Here is a 17748-nt window from a genome sequence, read left to right on the forward strand (position 1 = left end):
GTCCGGCATGGCCGCTGCCATGGGCCATAATCGGCCGGTGGAGCGACGACGTAATCGGCAACCCAGCCAGTCGCCGATGACGACCTTGAAGCAGCTTCCCGCGCTGGTCGTGCTGGAGCGGATCCCGGTTCCCGTGCTGGCTATCGGGCATGACGGCAGCATCCTGTTCACCAACACCGCGTTTGCCGAGATGGTGGGTTACGAACCGGACGAGGTGCTGGCGCTCGGGTTCCACGAGGTCTTCCATGAGGCCCCGGCCTCGGACTCCCTGCTGTCGGTCGTCCACGCCCTGGGCAACATGGTCGTCGAATTGGCACACCGGGACGGTTCGGTCGTGCGCGCGCTGATGAGTAAGTCGGCGGTGCGGCGGGCCGACGATCAATTCGCCCTCGCGACATTCCAGGATCTGACCGCGCAGCTGTGGATCGAGGAGCGCTAGCTCCGGCGCCTGGTGCGCAGCACGATTACTCCCGCACCGACGATGGCCAGGACCAGCCAGCCCGCGCCGAACCACCACAGCCAGGCCAGGTCCGAGTGACTACCGCCCCCGGGCGCCGCCGCGACCGGACCGCCGGTGGGGGACCGATCGACGGTGACCGGCTCTTGTCCCGGTACCGACACCGCCGCGACGCCCTTGAGGCTGGGCCAGTGCTTGGTGTCGCTCGTGAGCCAGCGCAGCAGCTCGTCGAGCTGGAAGGGCGCGCCGTTGGAGGTCGCGATCAGCAGCGACCGGCCGCGGTTGAAAACCGTTTGGAGAGAAGCGAACCGCAGTGACGGGTCCAGTGTCAGCTTGGTGGGCTTGCCGCCCGACTCGACGGCGTTGATCGTGATCGGCCCGCTGGGGCCGGCGGACACCGGGAGCGCGATATCGGAGTGGTTCCATCCGTCGGCGGCGATCACGAGCGCGGGATTCGACGAATCGAGCGCCTGCTGAACGCTTGTGACGGTGGTGTCGATCGGCGCCGCACTGATGCGCTGCAGGCCGACCATGATGTCGATGGCGCGCTTGGTGTCGATCAACGAGTGGGGCTCGATCGCCACCTGGACCTTGGGCATCAACGCCTGCGGCACCGACTGCAGGCCGCCGGGCACCGGTGGCGCGGCGGGGCTGCTCTGCACGGTGGTGTCGCCGGTGATGTTCAGCGTGAGTAGCGAGTTGCCGGCGCCAGGCGTGTAGAAATCGCCGCAGTGTCCGATGTTGCTCGCCACGTCCAGCACTACGTCAAGGCTGGTGTATCGCTGCAGCAGCCGATCCGGCACGTCGATCCAGTGGTCGATGGCGCCATGGCCGTCGGTGGGCCAATGGTCGATGGTCTCCGCGCCGATGTTGGCGGTGATCTGGCCGCCGACGTTGGCCGGCGTCGGGGTATAGGACCCCTGCAGATGCACGCGCACCCCGTGCACGGATCGGCCAAACTTGGTCTGGTCCAATCCGATTGACACTCGGGGCTGCAGCGAAGTGGCGTTGGCGAAGGGTTGCCCCAATTCGCGCAGCGTTGCGTTGTTGCCGGGTAGTTGCGGAGTGGTCTTCAACGATTCCGCCGACGCCCTGGAGACAAGGGCCAGCCGCGACAGGTCGTTGAACAGCAGCGCGGTATCCGATTCGTCGGTTCGCCCGAGGGGCCCCGAGATCAACAGCCATGGCACACCGGTGTTGCCTTGCAGGGAAAGCCCGGCATCCGATCCCTCTTTGACGACGACCTGGCGTTCCAGCGGTTGCGGCGGCGTCGGCGGCGCCTGCTGTCCGTCGGGCAACGGCACCACCGCGATCTCGGGAGCCTGCCTGCCGTAGTGCGCGGCCGCGGCCGTGGCGAGTTGAATTGCCGTGTCGGACTCAGCAGTTGACGGTGCCTGCGGGAGAAATATGGTCAGCTTGCGCAGCACCGGCGGCAAGAAATGGGCCACCGTCGTGGGCGGCTGTTCGACCCCGGTGTAGTTGATCGTTCCGTTGACCAGACGCAGCGGGCTCTCCGGGTACAAGCAGTATCCGTCCAGGGGCACCAGGTAGGAGCGCACCGTCACCGATACCCAGTTGTCGGCGACTTCCGCGCCGGTGAGCGGGAGGACTATTGGCGCTTGATCGGTGGTGGGCAGGTTCAGCCGCGTGATGGTGCGCTCGCCCTGGGTGACGGTGAGCTGGCCGGACCGCATATTGATCGGCAGTTCGACGGTCGCGTTCAGCGCGGTCGGTGTGAGCCCGTGCAGCACCGGCACGCTCAGCTGTTGGGAGCTCGTGAATCCCCAGAACGACAAGGTGGACGAGGACCCAACGTCGGCCAGCGCCAACGTCGTTGACTCGGTCGCGCCCGCGTCGCCGGGCGCAGCCTGCGATACCGGGGCGCTCATGACCAAGGATCCGACCACACCAGCCAGCGCAATAACTCGGCTCGCATATTTCCGGTTCATCACCGGAACAGTATGCATTGTTGAATGCGCGCGGTAATTGAATCGCGGTATCGGCGGGCGCCTAATTGCTTTCCGGCACCGTCTCGGTGCGGGCGGCGGCGAGCCGGGCATGGCGCATTGCTTCGCGAGCAAGGAATTCCCGGGAATAGGCGAGCGAAGCTTCTGAGACGATGCCGGGAAGCAGGAGTTCCCAAATCCGGATCAAGCGCTCGCTGAGGTCGCAGCCGACGCCATCTTTTGTGTCGACGGCAGATATCGCGTTGGACAGCAATCGCGCTCCGAACATGGCGCCGACAATCGATTCGCCGACCACTTGCGGGTCGAGGTCCTTGCGGAGGTCTCCCTCGGCGATGGCGCGCCGGGCCTCGGCTGTCATCAGCTGAACCGAAGCCGCGCAGAAGTTCCCGGCCGCTTCGTTGAAGCCGCTCAAAGTGGCGGTCAGTTGCACGGCCGCGCGGGCGGTTTCGTCCGAAGTCATCACTTCGGCGATCGTGAACGTGCCGTGCAGCAGGTTCTCCAGCCCCGGCGATGACGACCCGCATGCGTTCCGATAAGCGTTGGCGAGCGTGCCGGAGCCCTCCTCGATGAGCGCCGAGGCCAACGATTCCTTCGAATCGAAGTGATGGTAGAGGGCGCCCTTGGTCATCCCCGTGCGTTCGATGATCGTGCCCCACCCGGCGGCCGCATAGCCGACCTCCCCGAACACGTCGGTCGCGGCTTTGAGAATCTTTCGCCGAGTGGCTTCCGACCGAACCTGCCGCGCCATCGCCCCTAATACCTCCGGCATCTCGTCGGGTGCGCGGATTCGTCAGTCACGTTTCGTATCGCCCCGCAAGACGATCAAGGTTAACAGCCCCGGCGATCCCGGCCAGCGGGTCCGTCTCGGTCTCGTTACCCGGAGTCGGGATCGGTCGAATTGGCGTTGATCGCGAGTGCCGCACGCCGCCTGAGGAATTGCCGGAAGTATTCGACGCGGTCCGGTCGCAGGATTCCGGCCATCAGCAACGCCCAACATTTTTCCAAGTCGAGCAAAAACCGTTCGGGTTGATCCAGGTTGCTGGTTTTCCGCAGCCCCATCTGCAGCGACACGATCAAGCGCCCGACATCCTCCGGGTCGCACCGGTCATCGATGTCACCCTCACCAACGGCCTGCTCGACGACCGCGGCCAATGCTTTGACCCAGTCGTCCAACAACCTCTCCTGCAGGCCTTCCGAACGACCGACGGATTCGATCAGGTTCAGCCCGGCCCTGACTCGATCGGTCTTGATGTCCTGGACCGCGATGAGATAGGAGAAATCGATCAGGGTCTCCAGGCCGGAAAGTCCCCGCGTGATCAGGTCTTGCACGGCGGCCGTACCGGCTTCGGTCTGTTGATCGATGATCGCGACGGCCAGCGCGTGCTTGGACTTGAAATGGAAGTACATCGCGCCCTTGGTCAGTTCGGCCTCGGCGAGAATGTCATCGAGGCCGACCTCGTGGTAGGCGCGTTGCGCGAACTGATGCGAGGCGGCCCGCAGAATCTGCCGCCGCGTCGCATCCGCGCGTCCGTCGGGTGGGTGGGTGGTCATCGAAACCGACGACTCAGCTGTCCGCCGCCGCGAAATCGCGATCGCCATCGGTGCCCTGAGCTGGGTCGATCGCCTTCACGTTGTTGATGCCCTCCTCGAGCGGCGCACACACCTGGTTCTTCCAGCGGTCCGAGGCGAACTTCTCGCCGGCGTCTCTCGGGCGGCGTTTGGCCACCTAAGAGATTATCAGGACGAGGTCGCTGGGCCGTGCAAACGGGCCCCGAGCCCGTCTAGATACCTGTGACAAGGATCCCACCCATTTTCCGTTCTATAAGTATTTTTTGTCTGCTATTGTATGGTTGTCAGTTTGCAGCAGGGGACCGAGCTACGAGGGGACCGCATGTCGTTCGTCATCACGCAGCCCATTGCGTCAGCGGGCTCAGCGGATGCGCCAAGGGCCTTAATAGCCGCGATGAGCAGCGGAAATGTGGTCGCCTCGGCCCGCCACAACATCATTACACCGCCCGGCCTGGGCTATGCAGGGACCAAGATCCTCCGTCAACGGGCCAAATACCCATCGTCAGCAACATGGCCGTCTACTCATGCTCTGAGTATGTGTGGCCGGCCGACGCTCGTTCGCGACGATGACGCGCCGGCTCGGCCGCGGCCCGCCGGAACCCGGGGTCTGCCGTGATCGAATTTGGTGCGCTTCCGCCGGAGATCAACTCCGCGCGGATGTATGCCGGGCCCGGGCCGATATCGCTAGCGGCCGCGGCGGTGGCCTGGGACAACTTGGCGGCCGAATTGCATTCCGCTGCAAGCGCTTACCGGTCGGTCATCGCGGGACTGACCACCACACGCTGGATGGGTCCCTCGTCGCTGACCATGGCGTCCGCGTTCGCTCCGTACGTGGCATGGACGACCGGCGCCGCCGCCCGGGCCGCCGAGACCGCCAGTCACGCGTTGCTTGCGGTCGAGGTCTACGAAGCCGCCTTCGCGATGACCGTCCCGCCGCCGGCGGTCACCGCCAACCGCGTCCAACTCGCGATACTGATCGCCACCAACTTCTTCGGCCAGAATTCGGCGGCGATCGCGGCCACCGAAGCCGAATACGGCGAGATGTGGGCGCAGGACGCCGCGGCAATGTACCAGTACGCCGCGAATTCAGCCGTCGCGTGCGAGGTGACACCGTTCACCCCGGCGCCGCAGACCACGAACCCCGCCGGATTCGCCGAGCAGGCGGCCGCGGTCACCCAGGCAAGCGGCATTTCCGGAGCATCGCAGGCCAACCTGGCGAGCGTGGTGACCTCGGTGCCCACCGCGCTGCAGTCGCTCGCATCGCCCGCGACCAGCTCGACCAGCACGTTCGCCTCGACCGCGGCGACCGCCGCGACCACCACCGCCGCCTCGGCCGCCTCGTCGGATATTTCGAACCTCGTGGCGTCCAACATGCCCGCGTGGCTGATGGCCGCGGCCACCCCGGTGTACGCCATGTCTTCAATCATTGGAATGGCCGCGAGCGGTCAGGGCTTGGCGAGTGGCGCCGCGTCCGCCGCGGGTGCCGCGGGTGCCGCGGCCGCCCAAGGGGCAGCGGCGGGAGCCAGCGCCGCCGCGGCCGGGGCGGGCGCACTCGGCTCACTCGGGCCCGGTGCGTTGGGCAGCCTCGGCACCGCGGCCTCGCTGGGCCCGCTGTCGGTGCCGGCGAGTTGGACCAGCGTGATCCCGACGGCGCACATGACCGCCGCGGCCGCATTGCCCAACGGCCTCGGCGCGCCGCCCGTCCCGCCCAGCATCTTGGGCTCGCTACCGCGCGCGGCCGCGTCGGGCAAATCGCTCGGGCCTCGGTACGGGGTGATCCCCACCGTCATGACCCGCCCGCCGGCCGCCGGATATGTATAGGCGCCCAGATGAACGCAGAGCAGCACACAGGGCCGAGGGCTCTTCGGAAGGAGTCGTCAGTGAAATACACGCCCACGAAGGTCGCCGGCGTGACGATCATCGACTTCGAACCGCAACGCGACCACCGGGGCTACTCCACACGGTCGTTCTGCTCACGCGAATTCGCTAATCACGGGCTGGCTTTCGATGCCATGCGGACGGATGTCGTGTTCAGCTACACCCGCGGCACCGTACGCGGTCTGCACCGTCGGGTGCCCCCGCACGCCGAGGCCAAGCTGGTCCGGTGCACCCGCGGCGCCATTGCCACCGCGACGGTGGACGTCCGCCCCGACTCGCGGACCTACGGCGACCACGTGATGGTGGAGTTGAGCGCCGACGACCACCGCGCGCTCTTCTTGCCGCCGTATGTCGCACACGGCTTCCAGACCCTGATCGACGACACCGAGGTCAGCTATCAGGTCAGCGGCCAGCACGCTGCGAACGGCGAGGAGGGATTCCGTTGGGACGATCCCGAATTCGGAATCGCGTGGCCGCTGCCGGTCACGGTCATCTCCGAGCAGGACGCGAGCTGGCCATTCCGCGTATCCGGGCCGGCGCAACTCGAGAACGCCGCGCGAGCGGGAGGGCTGCACGCGGCCGGACGTGCGGCCGATCAGCCGCACGAAACCCCGCGCCACCTGCCGGCCGGCATTCGATCAGGCCTCTCGGCGAGAGCGTAGGTGTGTCATGGCCCCCGAAGCGGTGAATCTCATGCAGCCCGAGCAGCGACCGCAGAAGCGCACGCCGACCGGCATAACCCCGTTGCCTCCCGAAATAGCCGACGTTTCGCCACTACCCGTGCCTGCTGTGTCGTCCACGGTCGGCAATGCCTTGCGCCGCTGGCAGGATCACTATGCGCAAAGCCTGCGCATCAGCGACTCGGTGATCGTCGTCGCGTCGGTATTCCTTGCGCAGTACGTCCGGTTCGGGGAGATCGCGAACACGTCGGGCTACTCGGACCCGGTGATGACGCTGTTCTCCGTTCTGTTCGCGGGGCTGTGGCTGTCGTCCCTTGCGATATTCCAAACGAGATCGACGCGAGTCATCGGCGCCGGGATCGACGAGTACCGGCGCATCGCCAGCGCGTCATTCTGGACGTTCGGGATCATCGCGATGGTGACGTTGCTCGCCAAAGTCGACCTGGCGCGCGGCTATCTCGCGATCGCGCTTCCGGTCGGCACCTTGGGATTGCTGACCAGCCGCAGCCTATGGCGCCAGCATATCCGCCGCGAGCGGGCGCACGGCCATTGCCAGACAACGGTTTTGGCGATCGGGGATCGCCAGGCCGTCGCTCACCTCGTGACCGAACTGTCCCGCAATCCGAGTGACGGCTGCGTCGTGGCGGGTGTGTGCATTTCCGGATACGGACCGCCGCGCGGCGAAACCCTGACCGTCGGGAGCCGTGAAGTCGAGATCCTCGGCGACGAAACCCACGCGGTGGCCGCGGTGCAACGCTGTGGCGCCGACACCGTGGCGGTGACGCGAACGGAGCATTTCGGCGTGCACGGCATCAGGGAGCTGCTGTGGCAGCTGGAGACGATGGACGTCGACCTCGTCGTGTCGCCCGGGGTGGTGGACGTCGCGGAAGCGCGATTGACCCTGCGCCTCACCGCGGGATTGCCGCTGCTGCACGTCGAAAAGCCGCAATACGAAGGGAGCCAACGCTTCGAGAAACAGGTCTTCGACGTCTGCTTCTCGCTGATGGCCCTCATCGCGACAGCGCCGCTTCTCATCGCGGCCGCCATCGCCATCAAGCTCACCAGCAAGGGACCCGTCTTCTACCCGTCGGAACGTATCGGCATCGAGGGAAAGCCCTTCACGATGTTCAAGTTCCGGACGATGACGGACGGCGCCGACAGGCAGATCGCGGATCTGCTGGCGCTGAACGACAGCGACGGCGGCATGCTGTTCAAAATGCGCGAAGATCCCCGGGTCACGCCGGTCGGCAGAATCCTGCGCAGGTTCAGCATCGACGAGCTGCCGCAGTTCCTCAACGTCGTCAAGGGGGATATGAGCGTCGTCGGGCCGCGTCCGCCGCTGCGTCGAGAAGTCGAGAACTACAACGGCGACGTCAAGCGGCGGCTGCTGGTGAAGCCGGGCGTCAGCGGGCTGTGGCAGGTGAGCGGCCGCTCGAACCTCTCGTGGGAAGAGTCGGTTCGGTTGGATCTGTCCTATGTCGACAACTGGTCGATGGCCGGTGACCTCATGATCATCGCCAAGACGGTGAAAGCCGTATTAACGAGCCACGGCGCCTACTAGGCTCGCCAGCCATGAGCGAGCCGACGGCACCGGGTGCGGTCGTAGGATCGGTGCCGCTCACGCGGATGGCCCACGCGTTCTCGATCCAGTTGATCTGCCGCGTGCTGGGGATGCTGGCGTCGGTGGTGTCGGTGGCGATGACCGCGCGCTATCTGGGGCCCGGGCGCTACGGCCAACTCTCCATCGCGCTTCTCTTCATCGCGATGTGGACGAGCCTGGCCGACCTCGGTATCGCCACCGTGATCGTGCGCCGCGTGACCTCCGGCCGCGGCGACCTCGAGCGCCTGGTGCGCATCAACAGCGGTCTGGCCCTGGTCTATTGCGTTCCGCTCGCGGCGCTGGCGGCGGTGTCCGGGTTGCTGGTTTATCGCGACCCCGAAGTGCGAGTGATGCTCGTCGTGCTGTCCGGGGCGCTGCTCATGCAGACCATGGTGACCCGATTCGAGCCGGTATTCCTTGCTACCGTGCGGTTCTCGGCGGTGGCCATCTCCGACGTCGTCGGCCGGCTGGCCGCGCTGGCCATGGTCGCCTGCCTGGTGGCGACGCGATCCGACGTCATCTGGTTCGCCGTCGCGCAACTCATCCCGCCCGCACTGCAGCTGCTGATCCAGGGCGCCGCCGCGATGCGGCATATCTCGGTGCGCCCGATCTTCGCGGTGCGAGAGTCCGCCGACCTGTTGCGGGAAAGCCTGCCGCTCATCGGGTTTCTGGTGGTCGGGCTGCTGTACTGCAGGGCCGACGGCGTGATCCTGTCCCTGCTGAGCACCCACGCCGAGGTGGGGGTGTACGGATTGGCCTTCACGATCGCCTTCAACACGATTGTGGTGTCGCTGATTTTCCTCAAATCGACGCTGTCGACGGCCACCGAGTTGTTCGCGCGCGACATCACCGCCTTCGCCGGCTTCCTGCGCCGCAGCGTCGAGCTGATGTACTTCGTGGCCGTCCCGGTCGCGGTCGTCGGCGCACTGCTGTCCGGACCGTTGATCGGACTCTTCGGCGATAAGGCGTTCGTCGCACGCGGCACGCCGACGCTGGCGCTGTTGTTCGTCGCGGCGGCTCTGCGATTCGTCAGCGGCACGCTCGGCCAGGGTTTGGTCGCCAGCCATCACCAGAGGGTCTTGTTCTGGTTGACGATGGCGACGCTGGTGCTCAACGTCGGGCTCAATCTCGCCCTGGCCGGGCGGTTGGGCGCCGTCGGCCCCGGCATCGCGCTGGTGTGCACCGAGTTCTTCAACATGGTGGTCAGCACCTGGTGGCTGCGCCGGCGCTGCGGTTACCGTACGCCGGTGATGTTCTTGCTGCGGTTGCTGATACCGACGGGCGTGAGCGTTGCGGTGACGCTGCTGCTCTCGGGCCAGCACGTGGTGCTCGTCCTGGCGGCGGCGGCCGCCGCCTACCTGGCCACCAGCGCGGCGGTCGGCCCGCTCAGCTGGTCGGACCTGTCCGCCCTGCGGGCCTCGTCGCAGCGGGACCAGCTGGTGGCATGACCCGCGAAATGGACCGGGCATATCTCAAGCGCCCGGTCGGCGCCCCCGCCGCCCTACCATCCGAGCGCTCACTTGCGGTGCTGGTCGTGAGCGACCAGAGCCACGCGCCCCTCGACACATGCCTGCGCAGCATCGCCGAACATCTTCCGCGACTGCCGGTCTACGTCTACCGGGAGGACGACGACGCGTCGCCCGGTCGGGCGGACCTGGCCGCGCGGTACCCGGGCGTGCACTGGGTGTCGGGGCCGGCGAACCGTGGCTGCGCAGCCGCTTTCAATACGCTGGCGGAGCACGCACCGAGCGACGCCGACCTGTTGTTGCTCAAATCCCACGCCCGCCTGGTGGGACCGTTGACTCGCACCCGAGAGTTGCTTCGCCGGCCCGGTGTGGCGGCGGTTTCGCCGATGGGTAGCGCACCGGGCCTACGGCCGTGGGACATCGCGACCCGCAGCCCGACGCTGATCCGATCGCTAACCGCCAGCGCGGGCGGCTCGGGCTCGCTGCGCGGCACGCCGATCTCCCCTCTCTACCGGCGCCAGCCTCCCGAATCGCAAGGCATCAAAGGGTATTTGGGCGGCGCCTGCCTGGCGGTCAATCGCGCGGCCTGGAACACCGTCGGCGGTTTCGACGAAGAGTTCTTCCGGCACGGCGCGCAGGCCGACTGGCAGATCCGGGCCCGCGCGGCGGGCTGGCGAATGCTGCTGGCCGACGAGCTCGGTGTCGATGAGGGCGATTCGGTGGCCGGCGACCGCGACCGCGACCTCGCTCGCGCCAGCGCCGCGCTGCTGCTCGAACACCGCCACAGCGTTCACCACGCCGACGCGTATTTGGCCGGGGCGACGCTGTTGGACCGGATGCGACGGCCAAAACGCGCCGGGGCCAGCATCAAGGGCCTGCCGACGATTGTGATCAGCACCAACCGCCTGGTGTACGGGGGCGCCGAGCGGCAAAAGGCGCTGCTAGCAACGGAATTGGACCGCCGCGGCTACCCGGTCACCATCGTCTGCATGCAGCGGTTCGGCCCGTTGATCTCCGAGATTCCGCCTACCGTGCGGGTGGTGCGCCAGCCCTGGTGGGCGCCGGCGCTCGACATCCCCGCGGGGCCGGCGGTGCTCATCACCGCCGACACCAACACCGAGGCGGGGTTCGCCACGTTGTGGCGCGCCGCCGATCGGGGCCGGCGCTGGCTGGTCGCGGCGCACGTTCCTCCCGAGGAAGACCGGCCCATCTACTCGCGGCCCCTGACCGCCGCGATGCGCCGCGCGGACGGTTTCATCGTGCTGGCGCAACGGCATTGGGACATGCTGGCCGCGCAGCATCGGCTTTGGGGGCGGCGCTTCGTCGCGCCGAACGGCGTCGCACCGCCCGCCGACCCGGCCCCCCGGATCCGCCGCGCGGACGAACCGTTGCACCTGGTGATGCTCTCGCGCATCCTCGAGCACAAGAACCCCCACGTGCTGATCGAGGCGCTCGGCGAACTCGCCGACATGCCTTGGCGGCTATCGATTTTCGGCGACGGCCCCGATCGGGAGAGGCTGCAGGCGCGCACCCCCGCCGGATTGCACGACCGGGTGCATTGGCGCGGATGGTCGGCCGGTCCCGGGCCCGCGCTGGCCGACGCGGACCTGCTGTGCGTCCCCAGCCGCTCCGAGGCCTTCCCGCTGGTGATTCTCGAGGCGATGGCCCGGGCGGTGCCCGTCGCGGCGTCGGCGATTTGCGCCGTCCCGGAAATGCTGGATTTCGGACGCGCGGGATTCCTCGTCGAACCCGTGTCGGTGCCGGGATGGCGGGAAAACCTGGCGCGGATCCTGGCCGACCCCGGCGCGCTGCCGGCGGTGGGACGACGCGGCTTCGAGCGCATGCACCGGCACTACACGGTCGAGGCGATGACCGACGCCTACGTCGACGCCATCAACGGCGTGCTGTGAATTCAGTTCGGCTGCTTGGGTTTTGCCCCCAGGATCTTCGCAACCGTGCGCGGGGAGGTCTTGTGCTGGCCGAATCCGCCGTAGAGAAAGTACCGGGGCTCCACGTAGAGCTGATCGATGTCCGTCGGCACGTCCGCAAAATGCTCGGACAGGGCGGTGTCGATGAAGAACGCGTCGGAACCCGAGTGGGAATTGCAGCACACCAGTCGGTAGTCGAAGCGCGCGAACAACGCGGCGAAACTGCTCAGCGATGCCCCGAAGTAGTCGTCGGACTCCCAGACATGATCGGGGTCGTAGGTGATCTGGAACTTCACCGGCGGCGGAAACTTCCCGTTGTATTCGACGATGAACAGCTTGGGACGGATACCGCCCGCCAACAGCTTTTCGACGAGATAGATGTCGTTGCCGTCGAGGTCCAGGGAGATCACGTCGACCTGCGTGGCGTCGATTCTCTGCAGGCACGACCGGCTGAGGTCGAGGATGTTCTCCGCGGTGATCCACGCCTTTTCGTAAGTGAAGCTCGGGCCGGACTGGAATGCGACCGCCAGATCCTGGCCGCCGACCCAGAAGCCCTTCCAGCCCAGCGCCGCGAGAATCAGTGTGTTGTTCTCCGTCCCGTCGCCGACACCGAATTCGGCGAAGACCCCGTCGTCGAGCCGGCCGATCCGGCGCAGGATCTCCAGCGTTATCCCGTCCTCGTCGGTCGCGGAAAAGCACTTCTTCCCGGCCCGGTTCAGCGGATTGGGATGGCTTGCCTTCACCGACTGGGAATGGTCGAAAAGGATCAGATCCTTGAGCTGGTCCCGCGTTTCACTGCCGAGAATGCGCCGGATCCTTTGCCTGAGCGTCTTTCCCGGCGGGGGTGTCGCGCTTCTGGACATTTGGAGGTTAAAGCTACCACGCCGAGGGTAAATCACTTGCGCACAATCAATTCCGGACGGTTTTGGCTTGCTCATCGCGCCGAGCGTGCCGTAGGTTCACCAGTGTTCTTCTTCCGCTCTGATGTCGCGGAAGATGTTCAGGAGGCTGGATAACCGTGCTGTGCCGCATCTGCAATTCCAGCACCAATCCGGCGTTCACCCATAAGATCCTGGGCAAATACGACTGTAAGTATTACTTCTGCGACAGCTGCGGCGGGCTGCAGACCGAAGAGCCTTATTGGCTGGACGAAGCGTATGCGAGCCCGGTGGCGGCAGCCGATACCACCATGCTGTGGCGCAACCAATATCTGGCGCGCGCGATGTCGGTGCTGCTGTTCTTTCTCTTCGATCGCAACGGGCGGTATCTTGACGCTGCCGGCGGCTACGGCGTTTTCACCCGCCTGATGCGCGACGTCGGCTTCGACTACTACTGGACGGACAAGTACTCCCCCAACCTGACCGCGCAGGGCTTCGAGGCGCACGCCGGTCCGGGCGCGCCGTACACGGCGGTCACCGCCTTCGAAGTGATGGAGCATCTCACCGACCCGGTCGCATTCGTCGCCGAGCTGCTGGAAACGACGGGCACCGACACCATCGTTTTCACCACGGAGCTTTTCGACGGCGGCCCGCCGCCTGCCGAGGAATGGATGTACTACGCCTTCGCCACCGGCCAGCACATCACCTTCTATCAAAAGCGCACGCTGGAGCTCATCGGAGAGCGCTTCGGCATGCACTTCCACACCTCCAAGACCCGGTGGTGGTGGCTCGGGGGGATGGGTCTGCACATCTGGACCCGGGCCAAGATCAATCCGCTGGCCTGGCGCCTGCTGGCCTCCCCGCGGGTCACGAATCTCCTCCAGGGCGTGCCGCGGCGCGCGCTGGAGACCCGGATGTGGACCGACGCCGACTTGTTCCTGCACGCCGACGGAGAAGCGTGAATTCGCCTCGGGTGCTGTGGCTTTCGCCGTGGACGCGACCCGCGGTACGCGTGCAGTCCGAGGCGCTGATCCGGCGCGGGGCCGACGTGCTCCTGGTGACCTCCGATCGGCACCCGGAGTCGGACGCCGCGCGCGACTACGAGTTGGTGCTCGACCCGCGATTCAAAACCGCCGCGACCTGGCTACCAACCGTCAAGGCGTGGCGCCGGGTCCGCCGGTTCCGGCCCGACGTCGTGATCGCCGAGATCGTCCGCGATCCACGCTGGATCGCGCTCGCCGGGCGCACGCCGCGGATCCAGGTGGTGCACGACGACAATCCGCACGACCCCGACGAAGAGCGGCCGTCCTACGAGCGGGCGGTGTTCGACCGCTGGGGCGCCCGCTCGGCGGCCACCATCACCTACTGCGACTACGTCGCGGCCGCCGTCGCGCAGCGCCGCGATGTCGCCGGCACCCCGGTGCATGTCGTGCCGCTCGCCAGCGACATCGACCCGCCCCGGGTGCCGCCGTTCGTGGGAGCCGAGGGCCGCCATGACTTCGTCATGTTCGGCCGGCTCAACCCCTACAAGAATGTCGACGTGGTGCTCGAGGCGTGGCGGCGACATGTTGTCGGCGGCGGCTGGCGCGGCGACAACCTGGTGCTCATCGGCGACGGGTCGCTGGACGCGGCGGCGCTACCCAAACATACGCACTGGCGCAACGGCAGCTATCGCTACGCCGATGTGATCCCGACGCTGGCCGCCGCGAAAGGTTCGATCTCCCACTACCGGCGCGCTTCACAAAGCGGCGTGCAGGTGCTCTCCATGCAGCTGGGCGTCATGCCGATCGTGTCCAACGTCGGCGGTCTGCCCGAATACCAGCCGCCGGGCTGCGCCCCGGTCGGGGTCGACGACGTCGCCGGGCTCGCCGCCGCGTTCGATCTGCTGGCCGACCCGGCCGTCGCGGCAGAACTGGGGGCGGGGGCGGCGAACCACTACGCGCGCCGATGCGCCGTCGAGCACGTTGCGGATCGTTTCCTGGAAGTCATCGCCGAGGTGCTGTCGGCCCGGCGTTGACCCTCAGGCGGGCCTGGAATCCGCTGGCCCGCAGGCGATTCGGGAGTTAGCGACGTGCTCGGCAAGCCGGACACCGAGGGCGACCCCCAGCAGCGTCGGGTTGGCCTGGCTCGATGTCGGCAGCACGGACGTGCTCGCAACGTAGAGCCCGCGCACCCCGTGCACCGCGAGATTCGGGTCCACCACCCCGCCCTGCGGAGTCTCCGACATCCGAGTGGTTCCGACCTGGTGGAAGCCGGCGTACCCCTTCATGAACGCATGCACCGACCGCTCGACGTCGTCGGTGAGCCACTCCACGCGGCCGACACCGTGGTGGCGCAGGTGCTCGTCGATCAGGGCGATGGCCTTGCGCACACTCTCGTAGTCGGCGTCCGAGAAGTGCATATGGGTCCGGATCCTGCGCATGCCAAGCGAATCCCGCTCGTCGGTGAGCTCGACGCAGCTCTCCCAGTGCGGAAGATGCTCGCCGTGGTAGTGCAGCAGATACCGATTGTCTGCGCTTTTGACGAAGAAGCCGGGCGCCTTGCGGCCCCTGCGGAGGAACCGGGCGTAAGGAAACGCGATCGCGAATCGGATCGAACCGAACAGGTCTCGCACGATGTTGCGCAGATGCGCGCGGATCCGCGGTGACCCGTCCGTCTTGGTGTGCGCCTCACGAATGGCCTGGGCGAGCAGGAACCGGCCGAGCGGGGAAATCAATGTGAGGTACACGCCGGACAGGATCCCGCTCCCGTGAGCCGGGTCGCTGATCGGCGGGTTCACCAGCCAGACGGCGGCGTTCGGCATCCCGGTGTCGCGGAGTAGCTGTGGGTCGAAGGTAAAACGCCGCCGGACGTACACCCCCGCGTTGTCCCGCTCGTAGGCATGGATCACCCTGTCGGTGGCGAAATGCACGCGCGCCACGCGGGCCTCGACGTGGGACATGTACCAGCGTCCGAGGTGGCCGCCGGCGTTTCCCAGCCCGGCCGGATGATGGCGATCCGATGCGAGCAGCAGGCGAGTCGCTTCGAGTCCACCGGTCGCGATGATGTAGTCGGTCGCGACGACCCGGCCCGCCCGGCCGTCGAGTGTCTTGACGACGAGGTGGTCGACGGAATCACCGGCTTCGGTCGTCACGATTTCGGTGCACGTCAGGCCGGTCCACAACGTAAGGCGGGAGGCGTCGCGCAGCGCGGCCCGGTACTCGCGGCCGAAACGCGTTGGGGCCCAGCGTTCGAGATCCGTTGTGCGCACTGCACCGTCAGGAAGCCCGGCGACTAGGTCGGCGTTCGCGATCTCGAGGATTTCGCGTGCATTGAATATCGCCTGACCGCATCCGACCCAATCGCAGGCTCGTTGCCGGTAGGGCTCGATGTCTTTGTCCCCGATCGGCCAGGGCGCCTGCGCGGTGATCGGCCGGTCCTCGAAATCGATGGGATCGAACTTGACGCAGCGCCCACCCCAGAGCGCACTGGTGCCGCCGACCTGTCGGCGGACCGTCAGCTCGCTGCGCGAATGGAAGTAGTCGTCTTGGCGCGAGTCCAGGGTCGCCAACTCCTGTGCTGCGTGTTCCGTACGCGTGAGACCGCTTTCGATGAGCGCGACTTGCACGCCCGATCTGGCAAGCTCCAGCGCCGTGACGATGCCGATCGGACCCGCCCCCACGACGACGACATCGGTCTCGATCGCCGTGTCGGCCACGAATTCCTTTGGGCCACGGATCATGCCGCGAACCCCGCTCGAAACTCCTCGACCAGGGCGCGAAAGCGTGTCGAGGTCGCTTCGTCCGGCGGCGACGAGACGGCGGCCGCGGCTTCGGCGACCCGGTGTGGCTTGGTGGTGCTGTAAAGGATTGCGGGGCAACCCGTTGCCGCGGCGGAGGACCCGAGGATCAGCTTCGGGAGCACGCCGGGGGCCAGCGGATCGATCTGCAGGGCCTCGCGCCACCGCTGCGCCAACAGCGCGTCCGCACGCAGCGCCGCCGAGAGCGCCGCGTACGGCCGGTTCAGCACGCCGAACGCGAGATCCGCCGGACGCGGCGGCGGATTGAGCAGATCGGCGCGAAGCTGGTTCAGCCCGTCGGGCGCGAATGCGCCGGCGAAGTCCACCTCGAGCCCCTCGTCTTGGGAGACGCCCCACGCGCGGATCTTGCCCTGCTGGCGGGCGCGCTCGAAGAATCGGCGAAGTTCATCGCCGGCGATGGTGTCTCCCGGTCGGGGGCCATGGACGAACAGGATGTCGACGTAGTCGACGTCCAGCGCCGCGAGGCTCTGATCGAGGCTGCGTTCGGCCGTGTCCGCGTCGTATATCCGGGCATCCGCGGGTCTGTTCGCGCGTTGCTTGACGGCGCGCCGGAGTCCCGGAGCTTTTCGCAGCAGCGCGCGCGCCGGAGCTTGATACCGGCCAAGACGGCGGGCCGCGCCGCCGACGTCGATGCCGAATTTGGTTGCGACGGTGACGCTGTCGCGCTTGACCGTACGCAGAAACAGCCCCAGCTCCGCCTCCGCCATGCCAAGCCCGTACATCCGCGCGGTGTCGAAATGGGTGATCCCGCAGTCGACCGCGCTGCCGAGCACGGCCATGCGCTCCTTCCGGGACGGCGACTGCATCAGCCCGCCGCATCCGAAGCCGACCGCACTCAGTGTCAGCTGCGGTCCCCGAAGTTCAATCTGCTCCAACACCGCAGCCCTCGTAGATCCGGCGGAGCTCCGCGTCGATCACCTCGGGGCTGCGGGTCGCCGCGATGTGCGCCTGCCCCCGCAACCCGTCGCGCTCGGCCAAGTCCGCGTCGCGCAGGTACCGACCGATGGCCGCGGCCAGGGCGGGCACATCGCCCGCGGGCACGAGCATGCTTGGGTCCGAGGCGATTTCGGCCGTCCCGCCGACCGGAGTCGCCACGAAAGGACGCGCACCGGCGAGGGCCTCGGTCAGGATCATCGGCATTCCCTCGGCGAACGACGGCAGGGTGACCACTCGCACCGACCGGAGCAAGTCACGCACCCGATCCGGATGTATTGGGCCCTCGACGGACATGCGCTCGGTGGGCGGGGGAACGTAGTCGTCGACGCGCCCGACAATCCGGCAGGTTCCCTCGATGCCCTCGGCGAGCAGCAGCCGCCACGCCTCGACGAGCCGGTCGACACCCTTGCGCCGGCCGATGGTGCCCGCGAAGAGCACCACGGGCGGCGTCGTGCTGGCGCCGGGCGAATCCCGATCGATCACAATCGGATTCGCCACCACCGAGGTTGGGACCGTCGGCGCCACGCTGAACCGCGCGGACCACGTGATCCTGTTGTCGGAAGAAGCGCGTGCCGCGGCGCTGGAGGTAG

The 17748-nt window shown here is 67.2% G+C and carries 15 protein-coding genes and 1 pseudogene; 8 read left to right on the forward strand and 8 right to left on the reverse strand.

Features of this window, described 5'->3' with window-relative positions:
• Nucleotides 1–76 precede the first annotated feature (76 nt).
• A complete protein-coding gene (locus A5745_RS23825; protein ID WP_083663037.1) occupies nt 77–439 on the forward strand; it encodes a PAS domain S-box protein in 363 nt (120 codons plus the stop codon).
• Here A5745_RS23825 and A5745_RS23830 read toward each other — a convergent pair.
• The 4 genes from A5745_RS23830 to A5745_RS24850 form a co-directional block, all read right to left on the reverse strand.
• The gene (locus tag A5745_RS23830; protein ID WP_076119401.1) at nt 436–2424 is read right to left on the reverse strand and encodes a hypothetical protein; all 1989 of its coding nucleotides are present in this window, start codon (nt 2422–2424) and stop codon (nt 436–438) included. The genes A5745_RS23825 and A5745_RS23830 overlap by 4 nt on opposite strands.
• A 43-nt stretch (nt 2425–2467) precedes the next feature.
• A complete protein-coding gene (locus A5745_RS23835; protein WP_076119403.1) occupies nt 2468–3172 on the reverse strand; it encodes a TetR/AcrR family transcriptional regulator in 705 nt (234 codons plus the stop codon).
• Between the two features lie 125 nt (nt 3173–3297).
• Nucleotides 3298–3975 carry a TetR/AcrR family transcriptional regulator gene (locus tag A5745_RS23840; protein ID WP_076060117.1) on the reverse strand — a complete coding sequence of 226 codons (678 nt, stop codon included), beginning with the start codon at nt 3973–3975 and terminating at the stop codon, nt 3298–3300.
• Between the two features lie 13 nt (nt 3976–3988).
• Nucleotides 3989–4150, reverse strand: coding sequence for a hypothetical protein (locus A5745_RS24850; RefSeq protein WP_175879878.1), 162 nt, complete (start codon nt 4148–4150; stop codon nt 3989–3991).
• 455 nt (nt 4151–4605) lie between these two features.
• Here A5745_RS24850 and A5745_RS23845 point away from each other — a divergent pair, with 455 nt between their 5' ends.
• The 5 genes and pseudogenes from A5745_RS23845 (at nt 4606) to A5745_RS23865 (ending at nt 11527) form a co-directional block, all read left to right on the forward strand.
• Nucleotides 4606–5814 carry a PPE family protein gene (locus A5745_RS23845; protein WP_076119405.1) on the forward strand — a complete coding sequence of 403 codons (1209 nt, stop codon included), beginning with the start codon at nt 4606–4608 and terminating at the stop codon, nt 5812–5814.
• Between the two features lie 59 nt (nt 5815–5873).
• Nucleotides 5874–6428: pseudogene (locus tag A5745_RS23850) on the forward strand (dTDP-4-dehydrorhamnose 3,5-epimerase family protein); the annotation flags it as partial.
• Between the two features lie 112 nt (nt 6429–6540).
• Complete coding sequence (locus A5745_RS23855; protein ID WP_076119407.1) at nt 6541–8112, forward strand: sugar transferase; 1572 nt, start codon at nt 6541–6543, stop codon at nt 8110–8112.
• A gap of 11 nt (nt 8113–8123) precedes the next feature.
• Nucleotides 8124–9599 (forward strand): oligosaccharide flippase family protein, encoded by a 1476-nt coding sequence (locus tag A5745_RS23860; RefSeq protein WP_076060112.1) that lies wholly within the window; start codon nt 8124–8126, stop codon nt 9597–9599.
• The gene (locus A5745_RS23865; protein ID WP_076119410.1) at nt 9596–11527 is read left to right on the forward strand and encodes a glycosyltransferase; all 1932 of its coding nucleotides are present in this window, start codon (nt 9596–9598) and stop codon (nt 11525–11527) included. Before A5745_RS23860 ends, A5745_RS23865 begins: the two co-directional genes overlap by 4 nt.
• Nucleotides 11528–11529: 2 nt before the next feature.
• Here the strand turns inward: A5745_RS23865 and A5745_RS23870 are convergent, their stop codons facing one another.
• Nucleotides 11530–12408: a hypothetical protein gene (locus A5745_RS23870; protein WP_076119412.1), complete on the reverse strand. Its 879-nt coding sequence runs from the start codon at nt 12406–12408 to the stop codon at nt 11530–11532.
• Nucleotides 12409–12563: 155 nt separating this feature from the next.
• On the opposite strand from A5745_RS23870, the gene A5745_RS23875 reads away from it, so the two are divergent.
• Nucleotides 12564–13385, forward strand: a complete 822-nt coding sequence (locus A5745_RS23875) for a class I SAM-dependent methyltransferase (protein WP_083663039.1) — start codon at nt 12564–12566, stop codon at nt 13383–13385.
• Between the two features lie 11 nt (nt 13386–13396).
• On the forward strand, nt 13397–14440 hold the full coding sequence (locus A5745_RS23880; RefSeq protein ID WP_076119422.1) for a glycosyltransferase family 4 protein: 1044 nt from the start codon (nt 13397–13399) through the stop codon (nt 14438–14440).
• A gap of 3 nt (nt 14441–14443) precedes the next feature.
• On the opposite strand, the gene A5745_RS23885 is transcribed toward A5745_RS23880, so the two are convergent.
• The 3 genes from A5745_RS23885 to A5745_RS23895 form a co-directional block, all read right to left on the reverse strand.
• The gene (locus A5745_RS23885; protein ID WP_076119417.1) at nt 14444–16144 is read right to left on the reverse strand and encodes an FAD-dependent oxidoreductase; all 1701 of its coding nucleotides are present in this window, start codon (nt 16142–16144) and stop codon (nt 14444–14446) included.
• A complete protein-coding gene (locus A5745_RS23890) occupies nt 16141–17067 on the reverse strand; it encodes an aldo/keto reductase (protein ID WP_076119423.1) in 927 nt (308 codons plus the stop codon). Before A5745_RS23890 ends, A5745_RS23885 begins: the two co-directional genes overlap by 4 nt.
• 16 nt (nt 17068–17083) lie before the next feature.
• Nucleotides 17084–17748: glycosyltransferase family 4 protein (locus A5745_RS23895; RefSeq protein ID WP_139329781.1), on the reverse strand; the 665-nt coding region annotated here is incomplete at its 5' end.

It is taken from the genome of Mycobacterium sp. IS-2888, from assembly GCF_001954215.1.
GTDB lineage: Bacteria > Actinomycetota > Actinomycetes > Mycobacteriales > Mycobacteriaceae > Mycobacterium.

What these genes read in the sequence shown, in the direction of transcription:
- A5745_RS23825 (WP_083663037.1), top strand. Translation starts at nt 77, where the DNA reads ATGACGACCTTGAAGCAGCTTCCCGCGCTGGTCGTGCTGGAGCGGATC.
- A5745_RS23830 (WP_076119401.1), bottom strand. Translation starts at nt 2,424, where the DNA reads ATGCATACTGTTCCGGTGATGAACCGGAAATATGCGAGCCGAGTTATT.
- A5745_RS23835 (WP_076119403.1), bottom strand. Translation starts at nt 3,172, where the DNA reads ATGGCGCGGCAGGTTCGGTCGGAAGCCACTCGGCGAAAGATTCTCAAA.
- A5745_RS23840 (WP_076060117.1), bottom strand. Translation starts at nt 3,975, where the DNA reads ATGACCACCCACCCACCCGACGGACGCGCGGATGCGACGCGGCGGCAG.
- A5745_RS23855 (WP_076119407.1), top strand. Translation starts at nt 6,541, where the DNA reads ATGGCCCCCGAAGCGGTGAATCTCATGCAGCCCGAGCAGCGACCGCAG.
- A5745_RS23860 (WP_076060112.1), top strand. Translation starts at nt 8,124, where the DNA reads ATGAGCGAGCCGACGGCACCGGGTGCGGTCGTAGGATCGGTGCCGCTC.
- A5745_RS23865 (WP_076119410.1), top strand. Translation starts at nt 9,596, where the DNA reads ATGACCCGCGAAATGGACCGGGCATATCTCAAGCGCCCGGTCGGCGCC.
- A5745_RS23870 (WP_076119412.1), bottom strand. Translation starts at nt 12,408, where the DNA reads ATGTCCAGAAGCGCGACACCCCCGCCGGGAAAGACGCTCAGGCAAAGG.
- A5745_RS23885 (WP_076119417.1), bottom strand. Translation starts at nt 16,144, where the DNA reads ATGATCCGTGGCCCAAAGGAATTCGTGGCCGACACGGCGATCGAGACC.